The organism is Corynebacterium sp. (assembly GCF_012837295.1).
In the GTDB taxonomy this organism is placed as follows: Bacteria; Actinomycetota; Actinomycetes; order Mycobacteriales; family Mycobacteriaceae; genus Corynebacterium.
Window position 1 is genome coordinate 1 of sequence record NZ_DURI01000108.1, and the last position, 15,859, is coordinate 15,859.

The 15,859-nt window shown below is 69.7% G+C and carries 15 protein-coding genes, 1 pseudogene and 1 riboswitch; of the genes and pseudogenes, 6 read left to right on the forward strand and 10 right to left on the reverse strand.

Going from position 1 to position 15,859, the window contains the following annotated elements; all coding sequences use genetic code 11:
• Positions 1 to 465 (reverse strand): annotated as a pseudogene (locus GX015_RS03570) (MinD/ParA family protein); the annotation flags it as partial.
• Between the two features lie 224 nt (positions 466 to 689).
• A complete protein-coding gene (locus tag GX015_RS03575) occupies positions 690 to 1,421 on the reverse strand; it encodes a YwiC-like family protein (protein ID WP_291342872.1) in 732 nt (243 codons plus the stop codon).
• Between the two features lie 345 nt (positions 1,422 to 1,766).
• Positions 1,767 to 1,919: riboswitch (FMN riboswitch) on the forward strand.
• An 18-nt stretch (positions 1,920 to 1,937) separates the two neighbouring features.
• Here GX015_RS03575 and pnuC point away from each other — a divergent pair.
• On the forward strand, positions 1,938 to 2,726 hold the full coding sequence (pnuC, locus tag GX015_RS03580; RefSeq protein ID WP_102211839.1) for a nicotinamide riboside transporter PnuC: 789 nt from the start codon (positions 1,938 to 1,940) through the stop codon (positions 2,724 to 2,726).
• Here the strand turns inward: pnuC and GX015_RS03585 are convergent.
• The 3 genes from GX015_RS03585 to GX015_RS03595 form a co-directional block, all read right to left on the reverse strand.
• Positions 2,642 to 3,547, reverse strand: coding sequence for a Cof-type HAD-IIB family hydrolase (locus GX015_RS03585; protein WP_291342859.1), 906 nt, complete (start codon positions 3,545 to 3,547; stop codon positions 2,642 to 2,644). The genes pnuC and GX015_RS03585 overlap by 85 nt on opposite strands.
• A 56-nt stretch (positions 3,548 to 3,603) precedes the next feature.
• Positions 3,604 to 4,299: a hypothetical protein gene (locus GX015_RS03590; protein ID WP_102211838.1), complete on the reverse strand. Its 696-nt coding sequence runs from the start codon at positions 4,297 to 4,299 to the stop codon at positions 3,604 to 3,606.
• Positions 4,300 to 4,505: 206 nt separating this feature from the next.
• On the reverse strand, positions 4,506 to 6,029 hold the full coding sequence (locus GX015_RS03595) for an aldehyde dehydrogenase family protein (protein WP_291342861.1): 1,524 nt from the start codon (positions 6,027 to 6,029) through the stop codon (positions 4,506 to 4,508).
• 246 nt (positions 6,030 to 6,275) lie between these two features.
• Here GX015_RS03595 and GX015_RS03600 point away from each other — a divergent pair, with 246 nt between their 5' ends.
• The 3 genes from GX015_RS03600 to GX015_RS03610 are packed head-to-tail and all read left to right on the forward strand — an operon-like array spanning position 6,276 to position 8,117.
• Positions 6,276 to 6,923, forward strand: a complete 648-nt coding sequence (locus GX015_RS03600; RefSeq protein ID WP_060925140.1) for a nucleosidase — start codon at positions 6,276 to 6,278, stop codon at positions 6,921 to 6,923.
• Positions 6,924 to 6,930: 7 nt separating this feature from the next.
• Positions 6,931 to 7,341 (forward strand): hypothetical protein, encoded by a 411-nt coding sequence (locus GX015_RS03605; protein WP_146780656.1) that lies wholly within the window; start codon positions 6,931 to 6,933, stop codon positions 7,339 to 7,341.
• Between the two features lie 32 nt (positions 7,342 to 7,373).
• A complete protein-coding gene (locus GX015_RS03610; RefSeq protein WP_291342863.1) occupies positions 7,374 to 8,117 on the forward strand; it encodes an MOSC domain-containing protein in 744 nt (247 codons plus the stop codon).
• Positions 8,118 to 8,139: 22 nt separating this feature from the next.
• On the opposite strand, the gene GX015_RS03615 is transcribed toward GX015_RS03610, so the two are convergent.
• From GX015_RS03615 to GX015_RS03625, 3 genes are all read right to left on the reverse strand, one after another.
• Positions 8,140 to 9,096 carry an SDR family NAD(P)-dependent oxidoreductase gene (locus GX015_RS03615; RefSeq protein WP_291342864.1) on the reverse strand — a complete coding sequence of 319 codons (957 nt, stop codon included), beginning with the start codon at positions 9,094 to 9,096 and terminating at the stop codon, positions 8,140 to 8,142.
• 81 nt (positions 9,097 to 9,177) lie between these two features.
• A complete protein-coding gene (locus GX015_RS03620; protein WP_291342865.1) occupies positions 9,178 to 10,824 on the reverse strand; it encodes a peptide chain release factor 3 in 1,647 nt (548 codons plus the stop codon).
• Positions 10,825 to 10,908: 84 nt separating this feature from the next.
• Positions 10,909 to 11,544, reverse strand: coding sequence for a hypothetical protein (locus GX015_RS03625; RefSeq protein WP_102211659.1), 636 nt, complete (start codon positions 11,542 to 11,544; stop codon positions 10,909 to 10,911).
• Between the two features lie 148 nt (positions 11,545 to 11,692).
• On the opposite strand from GX015_RS03625, the gene GX015_RS03630 reads away from it, so the two are divergent.
• A complete protein-coding gene (locus tag GX015_RS03630) occupies positions 11,693 to 12,169 on the forward strand; it encodes a cupin domain-containing protein (RefSeq protein WP_102211658.1) in 477 nt (158 codons plus the stop codon).
• A 138-nt stretch (positions 12,170 to 12,307) separates the two neighbouring features.
• On the opposite strand, the gene GX015_RS03635 is transcribed toward GX015_RS03630, so the two are convergent.
• Positions 12,308 to 13,093 carry an ABC transporter permease gene (locus GX015_RS03635; RefSeq protein ID WP_291342866.1) on the reverse strand — a complete coding sequence of 262 codons (786 nt, stop codon included), beginning with the start codon at positions 13,091 to 13,093 and terminating at the stop codon, positions 12,308 to 12,310.
• Positions 13,090 to 14,031 (reverse strand): ATP-binding cassette domain-containing protein, encoded by a 942-nt coding sequence (locus GX015_RS03640; protein WP_291342868.1) that lies wholly within the window; start codon positions 14,029 to 14,031, stop codon positions 13,090 to 13,092. Before GX015_RS03640 ends, GX015_RS03635 begins: the two co-directional genes overlap by 4 nt.
• Before the next feature lie 440 nt (positions 14,032 to 14,471).
• Between GX015_RS03640 and GX015_RS03645 the strand changes: the two genes are divergently transcribed.
• A partial coding sequence (locus tag GX015_RS03645) for a glyceraldehyde-3-phosphate dehydrogenase (RefSeq protein WP_291342870.1) occupies positions 14,472 to 15,859 on the forward strand: 1,388 nt, incomplete at its 3' end.

Sequence of the window (15,859 nt, forward strand, 5' to 3'; positions counted from 1 at the left end):
GAACGTCGCACCCAGACCGATGGTGGTGGAGGTCTTGCCGACGCCGCCCTTCACGCTGAGCACCGCGACTCGGTAGTCGCCGATGACCGGGCGGCGGATGCGCTCGAGCAGTTCGCGCTCGTCCCTTTCGGCCGTCGATTCGCCGGGGTTGAGGCGCCCGCCCGACGCCCGGTGCACGGCGGCGCGCCAGCCCCGGCCGGGGCGCGGGCGTTCGGCGACGAGGCCGGCGATGTCGCCGACCGTCAGCGGCCGCCGGTCGACGTTCGTGCGCTGGCGGGCCGACGACGTGAATGCGTCCGGCACCGCGAACCGGTCCTCCCTTGCGCCCCGGTCCGGCTCCCGGACGGCGACCGGAATGTCGGGCTCCGGCGGTTCATTCGGGACCGTCGGCATCTGCGGCCGCGCGGTCGGATTGAAGATGATCTGCTGAGTCGGCGTCGAAGCGCCGGATGAGTCCCCCCTCATGCTCAGGCAAGCTACCGCAGGCCCCGTGGCCCCGCGACACAAGAGTCCGGGCCCATGGGCCCCCGCGCCGAACCGAGGTCCCCACTTCGTGTCATATGGTCAACGCTCGCAAGTAGCACTTCTGACCACCTGCGTGTTTGCGGGACGGCCAGGAAGAGCGTTGATCGTATGACACTAAGCCCTCGTGCCAGAGCCAACATTCGCAACCTGCCAGGGCATAACACCTAGAGCAGCACGACGATGACCACGAGGACGGTGATGGCGGCGTCGAGGAGCCCCACGGTCTTCGGCGTCCACGGCTTCTCGCGCCGGGCGCCGGTGATCGGCATGAGCACGGCGCGGGCGAGCAGCACCAGCGCGGCGAGAATCGCCAGCGGATTGACCGGATCGCCGTCGGTGATCCTGGCCGCCGCGAGGGCCGCGAAGAGCGCCACCGCGTGATAGACCACCGACCCGATGAACCAGGGCTTGGAACCGCGTTCGCGGATGAGGGTCTTCACGTACGGCACGGTGCCCGCGAAGAACGCCAGGTAGATCCCGAATGCGGCCCACGCCTTCGCGTCGAGGCCGTCGCCGGCCCATGCCGCGACCGGCAGGATCAGGCACGCCGCGATGACGGTGGACACGCCCGACAGCAGCGACCTCGGGCGCCGCTTCCATGCCTCGTAGACCGCCACGGCCACCAGCGGGGCGAACGCAGGGACCCAGATGAGGAGCTGCCAGTTGAACAGCAGCGTCGTCAAGCCCGCGACGGCCGCCAACGACCCGTAGACGAGGACCGGCGGGCGATTGCGCTCGCGGAAGCGGGAGCGGATCCACACGCTGCCCGCGAAGAACGTGAAATACCCCAGCCACCAGGTCAGGAGGAGGGGGATCGCGGTCCACGACGGGGCGAGGATGACGCCGGTGATCGCGGGGACGGTGACCATGAACCACGCGCCATGCTGATCCGGCACCCAACCCGGGGCGCGGCGGCGCTTGCGGGGCTTGGCGGCGGCCTTCGCCTTCGTGGGCGCCGTCGACGGCTGCGGCGGCTTCGGCGGCTTCGTCGAATTCGCCGCGGCGGCCTTCGTTCGCCGACCGTCGATCGGTTCCGTCGTATCGCACTGCACCCGGGTCTCCGCCATGCCCCCAGCTTACTAATGCGAACGTGCAATGTGCATTTAGGGGTGGTGGTCCGTCCCCGGGACGTGCCGACCTTCGACTCCGCGGAGCCTCGCCACTCGGCGCCGCCGCCCGCCCCTCCGCCCATCCCGCGCATTCGGGCCGCGCCGTCCGCGCGCGGTGCTAACGTCGGTGTCGCACATTCTCAGGGCGGGGTGGAATTCCCCACCGGCGGTGACGCCGGGCCATTCGTGGCCCGGACGAGTCCGCGAGCGCTCCCGCGAGGGAGGTCAGCAGATCCGGTTGGAACCCGGAACCGACGGTCATAGTCCGGATGGGAGAGAAGGAGATTCATCGTGGATTCCGTCATGTCCGCGCTCGTCGGTTTTCTGACGGCGCAGCTGACCATCGGGGGCGTGCCCATTTTGGTGCGCGAGATCGTCGGCAACGTATTCGGCCTCGGCTCGGCGTATCTGGGCATGCGCCGCGTCGTGTGGGCCTGGCCGGTGGGCATCGCCGGCAACATCCTGCTGTTCACCGTTTTCCTCGGCGGCGTCTTCCACACGCCGCAGGATCTCGACCTCTACGGCCAGGCCGGCCGCCAGGTGATGTTCCTGGTGGTCAGCGTGTACGGCTGGTGGCGGTGGGCGCGGACGCGCCGGCAGGCGGTCGCGGGTGGTTCCCCGCTTGACGACGCCGCCGTCATGCCCCGATGGGCCACCGGTCGCGAGCGGCTGCTGATGCTCGCCATCGCCGTGGGCGGCACCGTGCTGTGCGCGAAGATCTTCGAGGCCCTCGGGTCGTGGGGACCCTGGGCCGACGCGTGGATCTTCGTGGGATCGCTGCTGGCCACGTGGGGCATGGCGAAGGGCTGGACCGAGTTCTGGCTGATCTGGATCGCCGTCGACGTCGTCGGCGTGCCCCTGCTGTTCCTCGGCGGCTACTACCCGTCGGCGGCGCTGTACCTGTTCTACGCGGTGTTCGTCACCTGGGGTTTCGTCACCTGGGTGCGCGTGCAGCGGCAGGCGGCCGCCCGGGATGTGCAGCCGGTTCCGGCGACCGCGAACGGGGATCAGGCGCGTGCCGCGGCGGCCTCGTCGAGCAACCGGTCCAGCGTCACCACGACGCCGGAGTCGGTGTTGGACGGCGCCAGGTAGTTCGACGCGGCCTTGATGTCCTCGTGGGCGTTGGCCATGGCGAAGGACATCTCGCCGGCGGACATCATCTGCAGGTCGTTGAGGAAGTCGCCGAAGACGGCGGTCTGCGCCGGCGTGACGCCGAGGCGCTCCTGCAGCTCCCGCACGGCGTGGCCCTTGTCGCGGCCGGGGACCATCATGTCCACCCAGCACCGGCCGGACACGGCGACGTCGAGGCGTCCGCCGACCAGGCGCTCCATCAGGGGCGCGGCCTCGAGCTCGGAGCCGCGCCCGTCGAAGATCGCCAGCTTGATCGCGCCGTCGTTGACCTCGTGGAGGTCCTCGACGACGGCGCGCGAGTGGTAGTACTTCGCGGCCTCGGCGTTGAAGCCCGGCTGGTCGATCTCCACGTAGGCGCGGTCCGGGTGGCACACGATCAGGCCCATCGGCCGACCCTCGGCACGGGCCGCGCGCACGGCGTCGATGACGTCGTCGACGATCTCCGGATCCATGCCGTCGGCCGCGGAGATCTCCCCGTCGCGGACGACGACGTTGCCGTTCTCCGCGATGAAGGAATCGACGGTCGCGCCGGATTCGGTGCGGACCCCGCCGAACATGTCGCGCAGCGTCGCATACTGGCGGCCCGACGCCGGGGCGAAGGCGATGCCGCCGGACTTCAGGCGGTCGAGAACGCGGGGAAGGTCGGCGGGCAGTGCGCCGGCGTCGTCGAGAAGCGTGCCGTCCATGTCCACCACCACCAGGCGCAGGTCGGCCGGGGCGGCGGGAAAGTCGGAGGGCCGGGGATGCCCGGCGGAATCGGTGCGATCGGGTGTTTCGCGCATGACCGCGACACTAGTCCCCGAAACGTATCGCGGCTAGGCGCGGTGCGGGGGCCGGGTCAGTCCTCGGGCAGCGGCGGCTCGTGGCGCAGGTCGCGGGCCTCGGCCTTGCGTACCTCGCGGGGCTCGTCGCCGCGGCCCTTGCGGCCCGGGCGGGACAGCGGCCAGGAGCTCAGGCCGGGCAGCTTCTCCAGCGCCTCGCGGCCGGCGTCGAGCGAACGACGGAAGACCTCCCCGCCCACGTCGCGGGTGCGGTCGAAGGCGTCCGAGGCCAGGTGCTCGGCCTTGCGCAGCAGCTCCTCGCGCTTTTCGTCTCGGCGGCGCTTGACCTCCGCCGCATCGCTCTGGCGGTCCCTTTCACGGGCGAAGGCCTCTGCGTCGCGGGCCTCGGCGTCGGAAAGCCTCTTGGACGCGGCGGCAGCGGCATCCCAGCTTTCCTCCAGGCTCTCCGCCAGATGCAGCATCGCGTCGATGCGGCGCTCCATGTCGCGCATCTTCTCGCGGTACCCCGACTGGATGTCGTAGCGGCGCAGCAGGCGGCGGGCGCGGGCGGCGTCCTCGCGCCACGAGGCGATCGGGCCCTCGACGATGGCGTCGTCCGCGATGAAGCGGTGGTCCCACGGGTCGACGTCGGGCGACGACAAATTCGAGCGCAGGCGCTCATCGCGATCCAGCACCTCCTGCACCAGCAGGCGTGCGCGCTCCTCGGCGTGGGAGGCGCGGGCGGAACGGGAATTGTCGGATCGGAAAGTCACGCGGCCCATCCTACGGACGGGCGGCCGGCCGGCGCAGGAGCTTGTCGTTCGCGTTCCCCGGCGCGAACGTGGCCAAACCCACCTCCAACGGCCTAACCCACCTCGAATGGGTTAACCCACCCGGTACAACAGGTGGGTTACGTCATTCGAGGTGGGTTAACGGTAGGGGCGGCGGCCCGGCGGCCCGGCGGCCGCCGATCGATCGCCTAGAACAGGCCCGTCGGATCGGTGGCGTAGCTGACCAGGAGGTTCTTGGTCTGCTGGTAGTGCGAGAGCATCATCAGGTGATTCTCGCGGCCGATGCCGGACTTCTTGTAGCCGCCGAACGCCGCGTGCGCCGGGTACACGTGGTACGCGTTGCACCACACGCGACCGGCCTGGATGGCGCGGCCGGCCTTGTAGATGTTGTTGTTCGACCGCGACCACACGCCGGCGCCGAGGCCGAACATGGTGTCGTTGGCGATCTTCACGGCCTCGTCCATCGACGAGAACGTGGTCACGCCGAGCACCGGGCCGAAGATCTCCTCCTGGAACAGGCGCATGTCGTTGACGCCGGAGAAGATGGTCGGCTCGACGTAGTAGCCGCCGGACAGGTTGCCGTCCAGCTGGGCCTGGCCGCCGCCGAGCTCGAGCTTGGCGCCCTCGGACTTGCCGATCTCGATGTACTTGAGGATCTTGTCCAGCTGCTCCTTGGACGCCTGCGCGCCGACCATGGTCTCGGTGTCCAGCGGGTCGCCGCGGCGGATCTTGGACACGCGCTCGATGCCCAGCTGCACGAATTCGTCGGCGATGGACTCGTGGACCAGGGCGCGCGACGGGCAGGTGCACACCTCGCCCTGGTTCAGCGCGAACATGGAGAAGCCCTCGACGGCCTTCTCGCGGAACGCGTCGTCGGCGTCCATGATGTCGTCGAAGAAGATGTTGGGGGACTTGCCGCCCAGCTCCAGGGTGACGGGCACGAGGTTGTCGGCGGCGGCCTTCATGATGATCGAGCCGGTGGTCGTCTCGCCGGTGAAGGCGATCTTCGAGATCCGGTCCGAGCCGGACAGGGCGGCGCCGGCTTCCTCGCCGAAACCGTTGACGATGTTGAGCACGCCGTTCGGCAGCAGGTCGCCGATGATTTCGACGAGGTGCAGGATCGACGCCGGGGTCTGCTCGGCGGGCTTGAGCACGATGCAGTTGCCTGCGGCCAGCGCCGGGGCGAGCTTCCACGTCGCCATGAGAATGGGGAAGTTCCACGGGATGATCTGTCCGACGACGCCGAGCGGCTCGTGGAAGTGGTACGCGACCAGGTCTTCCTCGATCTGCGACAGGCGGCCTTCCTGCGTGCGGGCGGCGGCCGCGAAGTAGCGGAAGTGGTCGATGGCCAGCGGGATGTCGGCGGCGAGGCACTCGCGGATCGGCTTGCCGTTGTCCCAGGTCTCGGCGACGGCGATCTCCTCGAGGTGCTCCTCCATGCGGTCGGCGATCTTGTTGAGCACCTTCGCCCGCTCCGCCGGCGGCGTCGTTCCCCAGGCGGGCGCGGCGGCGTGGGCGGCGTCGAGGGCCTTCTCCACGTCCTTGGCGGTGGACCGGGCGACTTCGGTGAACACTTCGCCGGTGACGGGGGAGATCACCTCGAAGTAGTTGCCGTCGACGGGATCCTGGAATCCGCCGTCGATCCAGTTGCCGTAGCGGGGCTTGAACGACATCTTCGCGCCGTCGGTTCCGGGGTGGGCGTAGGTGGTCATTGCGGTCCTCCTGGTTGTTCGTGCTGATCGCCGGTCTGATCGCCGGTTTGATCGCCGGTGGTCGATGTGGCCGGAGCCCGATTGGAACGTGATCCACGCCACATGAACGTTGTCACCCGAACCTAACCACTAGTCGCGGACCCGTCAATGGTCTCCATCGCCGCACGCGCCGCCGCCCCCTCCCGTCCGCCGCCGACTCCCGGCTCCCGGCCCCGCCGCCGCCCAGGTCGGCGCTACCCTGGCCCCATGATCACCGTTCCGGAATTGCTCGCGCCCGTCGATCCCGAGGCCCCGCTGCTGGTCGTCGCCACCCGCGAGGAAGCAGAGCACCTCGGCGCCGACGTTCCCGTCCTGCTCACGGGCATAGGCCGCATCAACGCCACCGCCGCGCTGACGGAGGCGCTGGCCCGGGGCCCGCTTCCGGCGACGGTGCTCAACGTGGGCACGGCAGGCTCGCTTGACGACGGCCCGGCGTCCTCCCTCCACGGCGTACACCGCATCTCCCGCGTGCTCCTCCACGACTTCTCGCATTCCGCGGTGCGCAAACTCGCCGGCGCCGACGCATATCCGCCGATCGACCTCGAGGTGCCGGGCGAAGGGGAGGGCGGCGGGACGTCGTCAAGCAATGGCGCTGCGGGAACCGTGCTGGCCACCGGCGACCTGTTCGTGGAGGACTCCGCGACCCGCGCCCGCCTGGCGGAGACCGCCGACCTGGTGGACATGGAGGGCTACGCCATCGCGTGGGTGGCGCGGCGATACGGCGTGCCGGTCGAGCTGATCAAGCTGGTGTCCGACCCCGCCGACGAATCCGCGGGGAAGCTGTGGGCCGCGGGCGTGGCGGAATGCTCGCGAGTGCTGGGGGAGCACCTGGGGCAGCGGCTGAGGGAGCGGTGAGCCGCCGATGATGGAGGACCATGGTCGGGACGGATACGAAAACCGAGAATCGGTGTGGCGGCGCAGCGTGTCGTCGGCGAAATACGCGGCCGGCGAAAGGGTGCGTTTTCACCCGGTGCTGGTGCTCGTGCTCATCGCCATCGCATGGGGCATCGTCGCCGCGATGAACGGGCTCGATGCCTCGCTGTCGTTCCTACCGTGGGCGGTCGCCCTGGCCTATCCCGTGCTGGCGGTCCTCTGGGTGGTCGTGTTCCTCGCCGTGCTGGTCATGGCGCTGATCCTGCTGCCCCTGGGTGACGGCGTGGAAGGTCTCCTGGAAAAGCGCGCCGTCAGGAAGAACAAGCGGCGGCGCAGCGGGGACGTGGCACGGCGCGACCAGTTCAACCGTTGGGACCGCGGCGGAAACTCGTACTTCTGACCGCGGGATCGCCCGGCTGTACGCTCGCGCACATGGCCGATCGATCCACCGCCCGCGTCATCTCCGTCAACGTCGCCGCCCCGCGGCCGGACCCGGGCGGGGCGGACCGGGTCAGCGGCATCGACAAGAGGCCGGTGCCGCACATCGACGTGTTCGCGCCGGGCCCGAATTACGGCGACGGCTCCGGGGTAGTCGGAGACGTCATCGGCGACGTGAAGCACCACGGCGGCGCGCAGAAGGCCGTCTACGCCTTCGCCCGCGAGGAGCTGGACTTTTGGTGGGCCGAGCTGGGGCGGGAGGCCGGCCCCCGTGGCGCTCACGAGGGTGGCGCTCACGAGGGTGGCGATCTCGCGGACGGCGAAAGTGGAGCTGACGGCGCATTCGCCCCGGGCACGTTCGGCGAGAATCTCACCACCGTCGGGCTGGACCTGGCGGCGCTGAAGATCAATCAGCGGGTGCGCATCGGCGCCGCCGAGCTGGAGGTGTCCGTGGTGCGCCAACCCTGCCGGACGTTCGCCGGCTGGCTGGACGAGAGAGGCTGGGTGAAGAAGTTCAGCGCCCGCGGCCGATGTGGCTCGTATTTCCGCGTCGCCGTACCCGGCCGGATCACCGCCGGCGACGCGATCCACCTGCTGGGCGACCCCGATCACGACGTCACCATGGAGGTCGCGTTCCGCGCCGCGCAGGGGGACAAGGACGCCGCGGCCCGCGTCGTCGCCGCCGAATGCATGCCGCCGATGTACCACGAACGGATGGTCGCGCTCATCGACGGCTGACCGGCGGATGTCGGCGCCCCGCTCAGACGACGAAGTCGACGCCCGTCAGATCTTCGGTGTACGACCACAACCGCGCGCGGGTGCCGGCGTCGAGCGAGGCCTTCGACGACTTGGCGGGACCGACGGCGCCGGTGGCCTCGAAAAGCCCGGTCGGGCCGATGAAGGATCCGCCTGGAATGGTCGCGTCGGTGGCGGCGGCCAGCAGCGGATCGGCGCCCTCCTCCGCGTCGGCGAACAATCGCCGCACCGCGGGCTCGCCGATGCGGCCCAGGATGCCGGGCAACCGCCCCATGAACGCGGTCGCCGCGATGCCGGGGTGGGCGATGACGCAGCGGGCGCGGGCGGCACCGTACGGCGACGATGCGGCCGCGGCCAACCGCCGGTCGAGTTCGCGGCCGAACATCAGGCACGCCAGCTTCGACTGCCCGTATGCCGCATATCCGTGCACGTCGGGGGAGTTCGGGTCGGGCCACCGCAGGTCCCGTACGTGCCCGTGGGCCAGCGACGACACCTCGACGACGCGTGCGCCCTCCACGTCGCGGTACAGCGGCAGCAGGTGGCGGGCCAACAGGAACCCGCCGACGTAGTTGGTGGCGAAGTTCAGCTCCCAGCCGACGGAATTCTCCGCATGGCCGCCGGGCACGATGAGGCCCGCATTGTTGATCAGCAGGTCCAGCCGCCCCGTTCGCCCGACGGCCCCGACGCCGGCGATCTCGTCGGCGGCCCGTTCGACCTCGTCGGGTTCGGACATGTCCGCGAGCACCACGTCGACGGCGCCCGGCCCGGCCGCGTCGATGTTTCTCCGGGCCTCGGCCGCGCGCCCGGCGTTGCGGCACACCATGATGACGTCCGCTCCGCGCCGCGCCAGTTCCGTCGCCGCCGCCAACCCGATTCCCGAGTTGGCGCCGGTGATCACGGCGGTGCGCCCGGTCTGATCCGGGATGCGGTCACGGCTCCACGCCTCGTCTACGTCCGCCACGGTCTCATTCAACCACCGCACCGGGTGCCCGGCCGGGCCGTCGGAAAGCAAGGACTTGCTCGACGACGCCCGCCTGTACCCCTAGTCGGCGACCAGCGTCTCCAACGTGAACTCGGGGTGCTCCTTCTCGATGAACTGCAGCTTCCACTTGTCGCCGAACAGGGCGATGAGCGCGCCATCGGAGCGGGTGAAGATCTCCACACCACGCTGGCGGGCCAACGCCGGCGCCGTCTCCGCGTCGGTGCGGCGGGCGACGGAGTAGGGGATCGGGTCGGCGACGGTCTCGACGTTGTACTCGACCTGCATGCGGGCCTGCATGACCTCGAACTGCATGGGACCGACGGCGGCCATCACCGGGGCGGCGTCGCCGCGGGCGTCGTTGCGCAGGATCTGCACCACGCCCTCGGCGTCGAGCTGCTCGATGGCCTTGCGGAACTGCTTGTACTTGCCCAGCGACTTCGCCCGCAGGGTGCGGAAGTGCTCCGGCGCGAACTGCGGCATCGGCGTGAACTGCACCTTGCGGCCGGAGTAGATGGTGTCGCCCGGCGCCAGCGAACCGGCATTGACCAGGCCGACGATGTCGCCCGGGAAGGCGGTCTCCACGGTGGAGCGGGTGCGTCCGAAGACGGTCAGCGCGTACTTCGTGGAGAAGCTGCGGCCCGACTGCGCATGCGTGACCTGCATGCCGCGGTCGAACTCGCCGGAAACGACGCGCATGAACGCCAGCTTGTCGCGGTGGTGGGCGTCCATGCCGGCCTGCACCTTGAACACGACGCCGGCGAAATCGTCCTCGGGGTTGCGGATCTCGTCGATGGCGCCCTGGCCGCCGGCGGCCGCGGCCTCGACGGCGGCGGGATCGGACTCGCGGGCGGCCGGGGCCGGGGCGAGTTCGCACAGGGTGTCCAGGATCTGGTGGACGCCCCAGTTGAGCATCGCAGAGGCGAAGATCACCGGAGAGGTGTCGCCGGCCAGGTACATCTCCTGGTCGTGGTCGGCGCCGTCGGCGGACAGCAGTTCGGACTCTTCGGCGGCCGTCTCCCACGCGTCGCCCTGCTCGGCGGCGGCGTCGTCGGGGGTCAGGTGGGTTTCCTCGGCGATGGTGGAGCCGCCGGCGGTGCGCTCGAATCGGACGAATTCCTCGGCCTCCCCGTCCTCGCCGCGGCGCAGCAGGCCGCGGAAGTCGCCGGCCTCACCGACGGGCCAATACAGCGGCGTCGGCTGCAGGCCGATCTCCTCGACGATCTCGTCCATGAGCTCCAGCGGCGCCTTGCCGGGGCGGTCCCACTTGTTGATCACCGTGACGATCGGGATGCCGTTCGACTTGCACACGCGGAACAGCTTCAGCGTCTGCGGCTCCAGGCCCTTCGCGCCGTCGACGAGCATGACGGCGGCGTCGACGGCGGTGAGCACGCGGTAGGTGTCCTCGGAGAAGTCCGCGTGGCCGGGGGTGTCCACCAGGTTGATCATGTACGGCTCACCGTCGTGGCCCTCGGGCGCGTACTCGAACTGCAGCGCCGACGAGGCGATGGAGATGCCGCGGTCCTTCTCCATCTCCATCCAGTCGGAGACGGTGGCCTTGCGGCCGGCCTTGCCGTGCACGGCGCCGGCTTCGCTGATGACGTGCGCGTGCAGCGCCAGCGCCTCGGTCAGCGTGGACTTGCCGGCGTCGGGGTGCGCGATGACCGCGAACGTGCGGCGGCGTGCGGCTTCATCGGCGAGGGTGCTCATGGGTTCCTTTGCTGGATCGTGTCCTGCGGGTGGCAGGTGGTCAAGGATAGTCGCGCTGCTTTGCGACGATGCCGCCGCTCCCCGTCAGCCCTTCTCGTTGCTGAGCCGTTCGGCGTAGGCGCGGATCTCGTCGTCCGGATCGAAGCGGCGGTCCTGGAGCTCCGCCGGCCAGTTGTCGGGGTCCGGATCCTTCACCGCGCCGGCGTAGGGGGCGAACTCCTTCACGGACCGGAAACGGATCGCCGTGGCGGCGCCGGGGTCGTTCGGCAGCGGCGCGGAGACGCTGACGTCGTGGATCGCCCGCGGCAGCCCGGTGATCGGGTTCGTCGGCCACTCCACGCCGAAGGACACGGTCGGCGCGGCGTCGATGGCCGCGGGGTCGGAGGGGAACAACAGGAATTCGACGAGGCCGGATTCCGGGGCGAAGTACCAGCCGTGATCGTGGAGCAGCGCGCGCAGTTCCAGCGCGGCGGTCAGGCAGCGTTCCATGCCGGTGCCGTCGTAGACGTCGAGGGCCTCGTCGACCTCGGCCAACGCGTATTCGCCGTCGAGCAGCGCGGCGACCACGTCGGCGTCGCCGGCCGGGATCGACCCGGTGGCGGCGACCTTCGGCGCGGCGTTCGCGGCATCGTTCGCGGCGTCGGCGGGGGCGGGATCCACGGTGGGGTCCGCGGCGGTGGGGGCGGCGTCGGCGGCGCGTGCTTCGTCGTTCCGGCTCATGCCGGTCAGTGTATCCGCCGCCCCGGATCGCCCCGAACCCGCTCATCGCTCTCTCTCGCGCGCCGTCGGCTTCTGCGGGAAGCGGGTGACCGGTGGCACCATGGATGGCGAAACCGGATCACGGACACCTTGAGGAAAGGGCATTCACATGAGCATCAGCGACATCGGACCGAAGCCGAACGCCTTCGACATCGAGACGGAGACCCGCGACAACGCGAACTACCGCAGCGTCGCCTGGACCGGCAAGTACCTGCAGGTCACCCTCATGTCCATCGAACCGGGCGGCAACATCGGCCTGGAGGCGCACCCGGACACCGACCAGTTCCTGCGCGTCGACGCCGGCAAGGGCGTCTGCAAGATGGGCCCCGCCGAGGACGATCTGAACTTCGAGCAGGAGGTGTCCGACGGTTGGGCCATCGTCGTCCCCGCCGGCGCCTGGCACGACGTGGTCAACACCGGCGACGAGCCGCTGCGCCTGTACTCGATCTACGCCCCGTCGCACCACGCCGCGGGCATCGTGCAGGCCACCCCGGAGGACGCCGAGCGCGACGAGGAGTCCGGCGAGGACGTCCCGCCGGAGTGGACCGTCCAGCCCGACCACCCGTCGGACGACAAGCACGCCTGAGTCTGCGGGTTTCAACTGCGCCGTACGGCGCTTGACGCTGCTTTACGACGGACCGACGCGACCGGCCACCGATGCGGTGGCCGGTCGCGGCGTTTCACGGGGGACGGCGGGGACGGGGGCCGTCGTCAAGCACAAGCGCTATTCGCGGCGGCCGAAGCGCGCCACCGACAGCGGCACGAACACGGCCGCGATGATCACCGACCCGATGAGGACCGCGGTGACGGGATGCTGCATGGTCCACACGTCGGGCACCGGGCCCTCGGGCAGATTGCCGAACAGGCTGCGCGCCGCCTGCACCAGCGCCGACACCGGGTTCCACTCGGCGATGACGCGCAGCACCGTCGGCAGCGTCTCTGACGGCACGAACGCGTTGGAGATGAACGTCAGCGGGAACAGGATGATGAACACCGCGTTGTTCAGCGTCTCGGGCGTCGACACCAGCAGGCCCACGAAGACCAGCACCCACGAGAACGCCCACGCGAAGAACAGCAGGATGGCCACGCCCGCCAGGAAACTGAGGAAGCCGTCGTGGAATCGCCAACCGACGGCCAGGCCGGAAAGGATCATCACCACCATCGACACGGCGTTGATGGCCAGGTCCGTGAAGGTGCGGGCGAACAGCACCGCCGACTGCGACATGGGCAGCGTGCGGAACCGATCGATGATCCCCTCCTTCAGATCCTGCGCCATGAACGTGCCCGAAAAGGTCGATCCGAACACCACCGTCTGCGCGAAGATGCCGGCCATGAGGAAGTCCGTGTAATTCGACCCCGGCACCTGGATGGCGCCGCCGTAGACCTGGCTGAACAACAGCACGAACATGACCGGCTGGAACAGCGCGAAGCCCACCACGTCGGGGGAGCGCTTCAGGCGAGAGAAATTGCGGCTGGTCACCGCGGCGACGTCGCCGAACCAGTTGCTCATCGGACGTCCTCCTTCCCGGTCAGCGTGAGGAAAACTTCGTCGAGCGTGGGGCGGCGCAGGCCGGCGTCGTGAAGCTCGATGCCCTCGACCTCGGCCAGGAACCGCGTCAGGGACGCGGCGCCATCGGCCACCGGGGCCTTCAGCGACGGCCCCTCGACGGTGACGGGGCCGAGGGCGTGGCGGGCCAGCGCCTCGCGCAGCGCGGGAACGTCGTCGCCGCGGGCGGCGGTGACCTCCACCTGCTGGCCGCCGACGGTCGCCTTCAACTCGTCCGCGGTGCCCTCGGCGATGACGCGGCCGTGGTCGACGACGCTGATGTCGTCGGCCAGCTGATCCGCCTCCTCCAGATACTGCGTGGTCAACAGCACCGTCACCCCGCGGCCGACGCGGTCGCGGATGACGTCCCACAGGCCGATGCGCGCCTTCGGGTCCAGACCCGTCGTCGGTTCGTCGAGGAACAGCACCTTCGGCTCGGCGACCAGCGCACCGGCCAAGTCGACGCGCCGCCGCATGCCGCCGGAAAAGCCCTTCACGGGACGGTCGGCGGCGTCGGCGAGGTCGAAGGCGTCGAGCAGCTCGTCCGTCCGCTCCTCCACGCGGGTGCGGCCCAGGTGGTAGAGCCGGCCGATCAAGCGCAGGTTCTCCCGCGCCGTCAGCTGCTCGTCGACCGCCGCGTACTGGCCGGAGGTGCCGATGACGTCGCGGACGCGCGCAGGCTGCGCGAGGACGTCGATGCCCGCGACCCGGGCGGAACCCGCCGTCGGCTGGATGAGGGTGGTCAGGATCTTCACGCACGTGGTCTTGCCCGCGCCGTTCGGACCGAGGATGCCCCGGACCGTTCCCTCCTCGACGGCGAGGTCGAGGCCATCGAGGGCGCGGACCTCCCCGGAGGACGCGGAGTAGACCTTGGACAGGCCCTCCGCTTCGATGATGGACATGTGCGTCCTTTCGGGGATCGGCTGGGGGCCCGGCAGAAGTGCTCGGGCGCCGGAGAAGCCTACCCCGATCCTCGGATGCGCAATAGCCGTCGTCAAGCGAAAGCGGTCGTGGTGCTCGGCCGGGGTGCGGAACGGGAAGCAGCCCGGAAGCAGTCCGGAAACAGTCCGGAACAGTTCCGAAAACCGAACCGGCCCAGGGGTGGCCGGCCCGGCCAAAGTCGACCCTCGGGCCGGCCACGAGTGGGGCGCCCCGCAGGAACTACACCCGGTCGGGCGTGCCGGTGCACCCGGTGGGGCGTGCATTGCGCGAACGACGTAGTTTTAAAGGAGGACTCTTCGAACCGAAAAGTACCCCGCAGCCCGCGAAACGAGCACCCCGATGCCGACCGCGGGCGGCACATGACTGCCCTCATTTTTGCCCCTTGAACCCAGGAGGATCCATGGCGACGCCGGCACCGATCAACCACAGCGACTGGAACGAGCGAGTCATCCTCGCCGAGAAGATGATCCCCCTGCTCGGCCAGCTGCGACGCGAGAAGAACGTCGTCACCTCGATCTTCGGCCGCCTGCTGGAGAGCCCGACCGAGACGTCGATCATCAAGTCGCACCGCTACGCCCGGCGCATCACCTCGCAGGAACTGCCGCTGCAGCAGACGCTGCCGATCATCGAGCAGCTCGTCAAGATGGACCTGGGCACCGCCTCCATCGACCTCGGCGCTCTGGCCACCAAGTACGAGGCCGAGGGCGGCGACCTCGCCGAGTTCCTCGACCGCGAGCTCGCCGACGTCATCGGCACCGCGCACGAGACCCCGAAGGCCGACATCGTGCTCTACGGCTTCGGCCGCATCGGCCGCCTGCTGGCCCGCATCCTCCTGTCCCGCGAGGCCGTGTTCAATGGCGCCCGCCTGCGCGCCATCGTCGTGCGCAAGAACGGCGACGAGGACATCGTCAAGCGTGCCTCCCTGCTGCGCCGCGACTCGGTCCACGGCTCCTTCGACGGCACCATTTCCGTCGACCGCGACAACGACATCATCTGGGCCAACGGCACCCCGATCCAGGTCATCTACTCCTCCGACCCCGCCACCGTCGACTACACCGCGTACGACATCAACGACGCGCTGGTCATCGACAACACCGGCCGCTGGCGCGACCGCGAGGGCCTCGGCCAGCACCTCAAGTCCAAGGGCGTGTCCAAGGTGCTGCTCACCGCCCCGGGCAAGGGCGACATCCCCAACATCGTCTACGGCATCAACCACAAGGGCATCGACGCCGACGAGAAGATCCTGTCGGCGGCGTCCTGCACCACCAACGGCATCACGCCGGTGCTGAAGGTCGTCAACGACAAGTGGGGCGTCGAGTTCGGCCACGTCGAGACGGTCCACTCGTTCACCAACGACCAGAACCTCATCGACAACTTCCACAAGGGCACCCGCCGCGGCCGCGCCGCCACGCTGAACATGGTGCTCACCGAGACCGGCGCCGCCAAGGCCGTGTCCAAGGCGCTGCCGGAGTTCGAGGGCAAGCTGACGGGCAACGCCATCCGCGTGCCCACCCCGGACGTGTCCATGGCCGTGCTGAACCTGACCCTGGAGAACGAGGTCGACCGCGACGAGGTCAACGAGTACCTCCGCGAGGTCTCGCTGCGCTCCGTGCTGCGCCAGCAGATCGACTACATCCATTCCCCGGAGGTCGTGTCCACCGACTTTGTCGGGTCCACTCACGCCGGCATCGTCGATGGCCTGGCCACCATCGCGCAGGGCAAGCACCTGGTGCTTTACGTCTGGTACGACAACGAGTTCGGCTACTCGAACCAGGTCGTCCGCGTCGC

Bases quoted from the DNA above. Each gene is read 5' to 3' on its own strand.
- pnuC (WP_102211839.1), top strand. From the start codon at position 1,938: ATGTCCGCGCTCGTCGGTTTTCTGACGGCGCAGCTGACCATCGGGGGC.
- GX015_RS03585 (WP_291342859.1), bottom strand. From the start codon at position 3,547: ATGCGCGAAACACCCGATCGCACCGATTCCGCCGGGCATCCCCGGCCC.
- GX015_RS03595 (WP_291342861.1), bottom strand. From the start codon at position 6,029: ATGACCACCTACGCCCACCCCGGAACCGACGGCGCGAAGATGTCGTTC.
- GX015_RS03600 (WP_060925140.1), top strand. From the start codon at position 6,276: ATGATCACCGTTCCGGAATTGCTCGCGCCCGTCGATCCCGAGGCCCCG.
- GX015_RS03605 (WP_146780656.1), top strand. From the start codon at position 6,931: ATGATGGAGGACCATGGTCGGGACGGATACGAAAACCGAGAATCGGTG.
- GX015_RS03610 (WP_291342863.1), top strand. From the start codon at position 7,374: ATGGCCGATCGATCCACCGCCCGCGTCATCTCCGTCAACGTCGCCGCC.
- GX015_RS03620 (WP_291342865.1), bottom strand. From the start codon at position 10,824: ATGAGCACCCTCGCCGATGAAGCCGCACGCCGCCGCACGTTCGCGGTC.
- GX015_RS03625 (WP_102211659.1), bottom strand. From the start codon at position 11,544: ATGAGCCGGAACGACGAAGCACGCGCCGCCGACGCCGCCCCCACCGCC.
- GX015_RS03630 (WP_102211658.1), top strand. From the start codon at position 11,693: ATGAGCATCAGCGACATCGGACCGAAGCCGAACGCCTTCGACATCGAG.
- GX015_RS03635 (WP_291342866.1), bottom strand. From the start codon at position 13,093: ATGAGCAACTGGTTCGGCGACGTCGCCGCGGTGACCAGCCGCAATTTC.
- GX015_RS03640 (WP_291342868.1), bottom strand. From the start codon at position 14,031: ATGTCCATCATCGAAGCGGAGGGCCTGTCCAAGGTCTACTCCGCGTCC.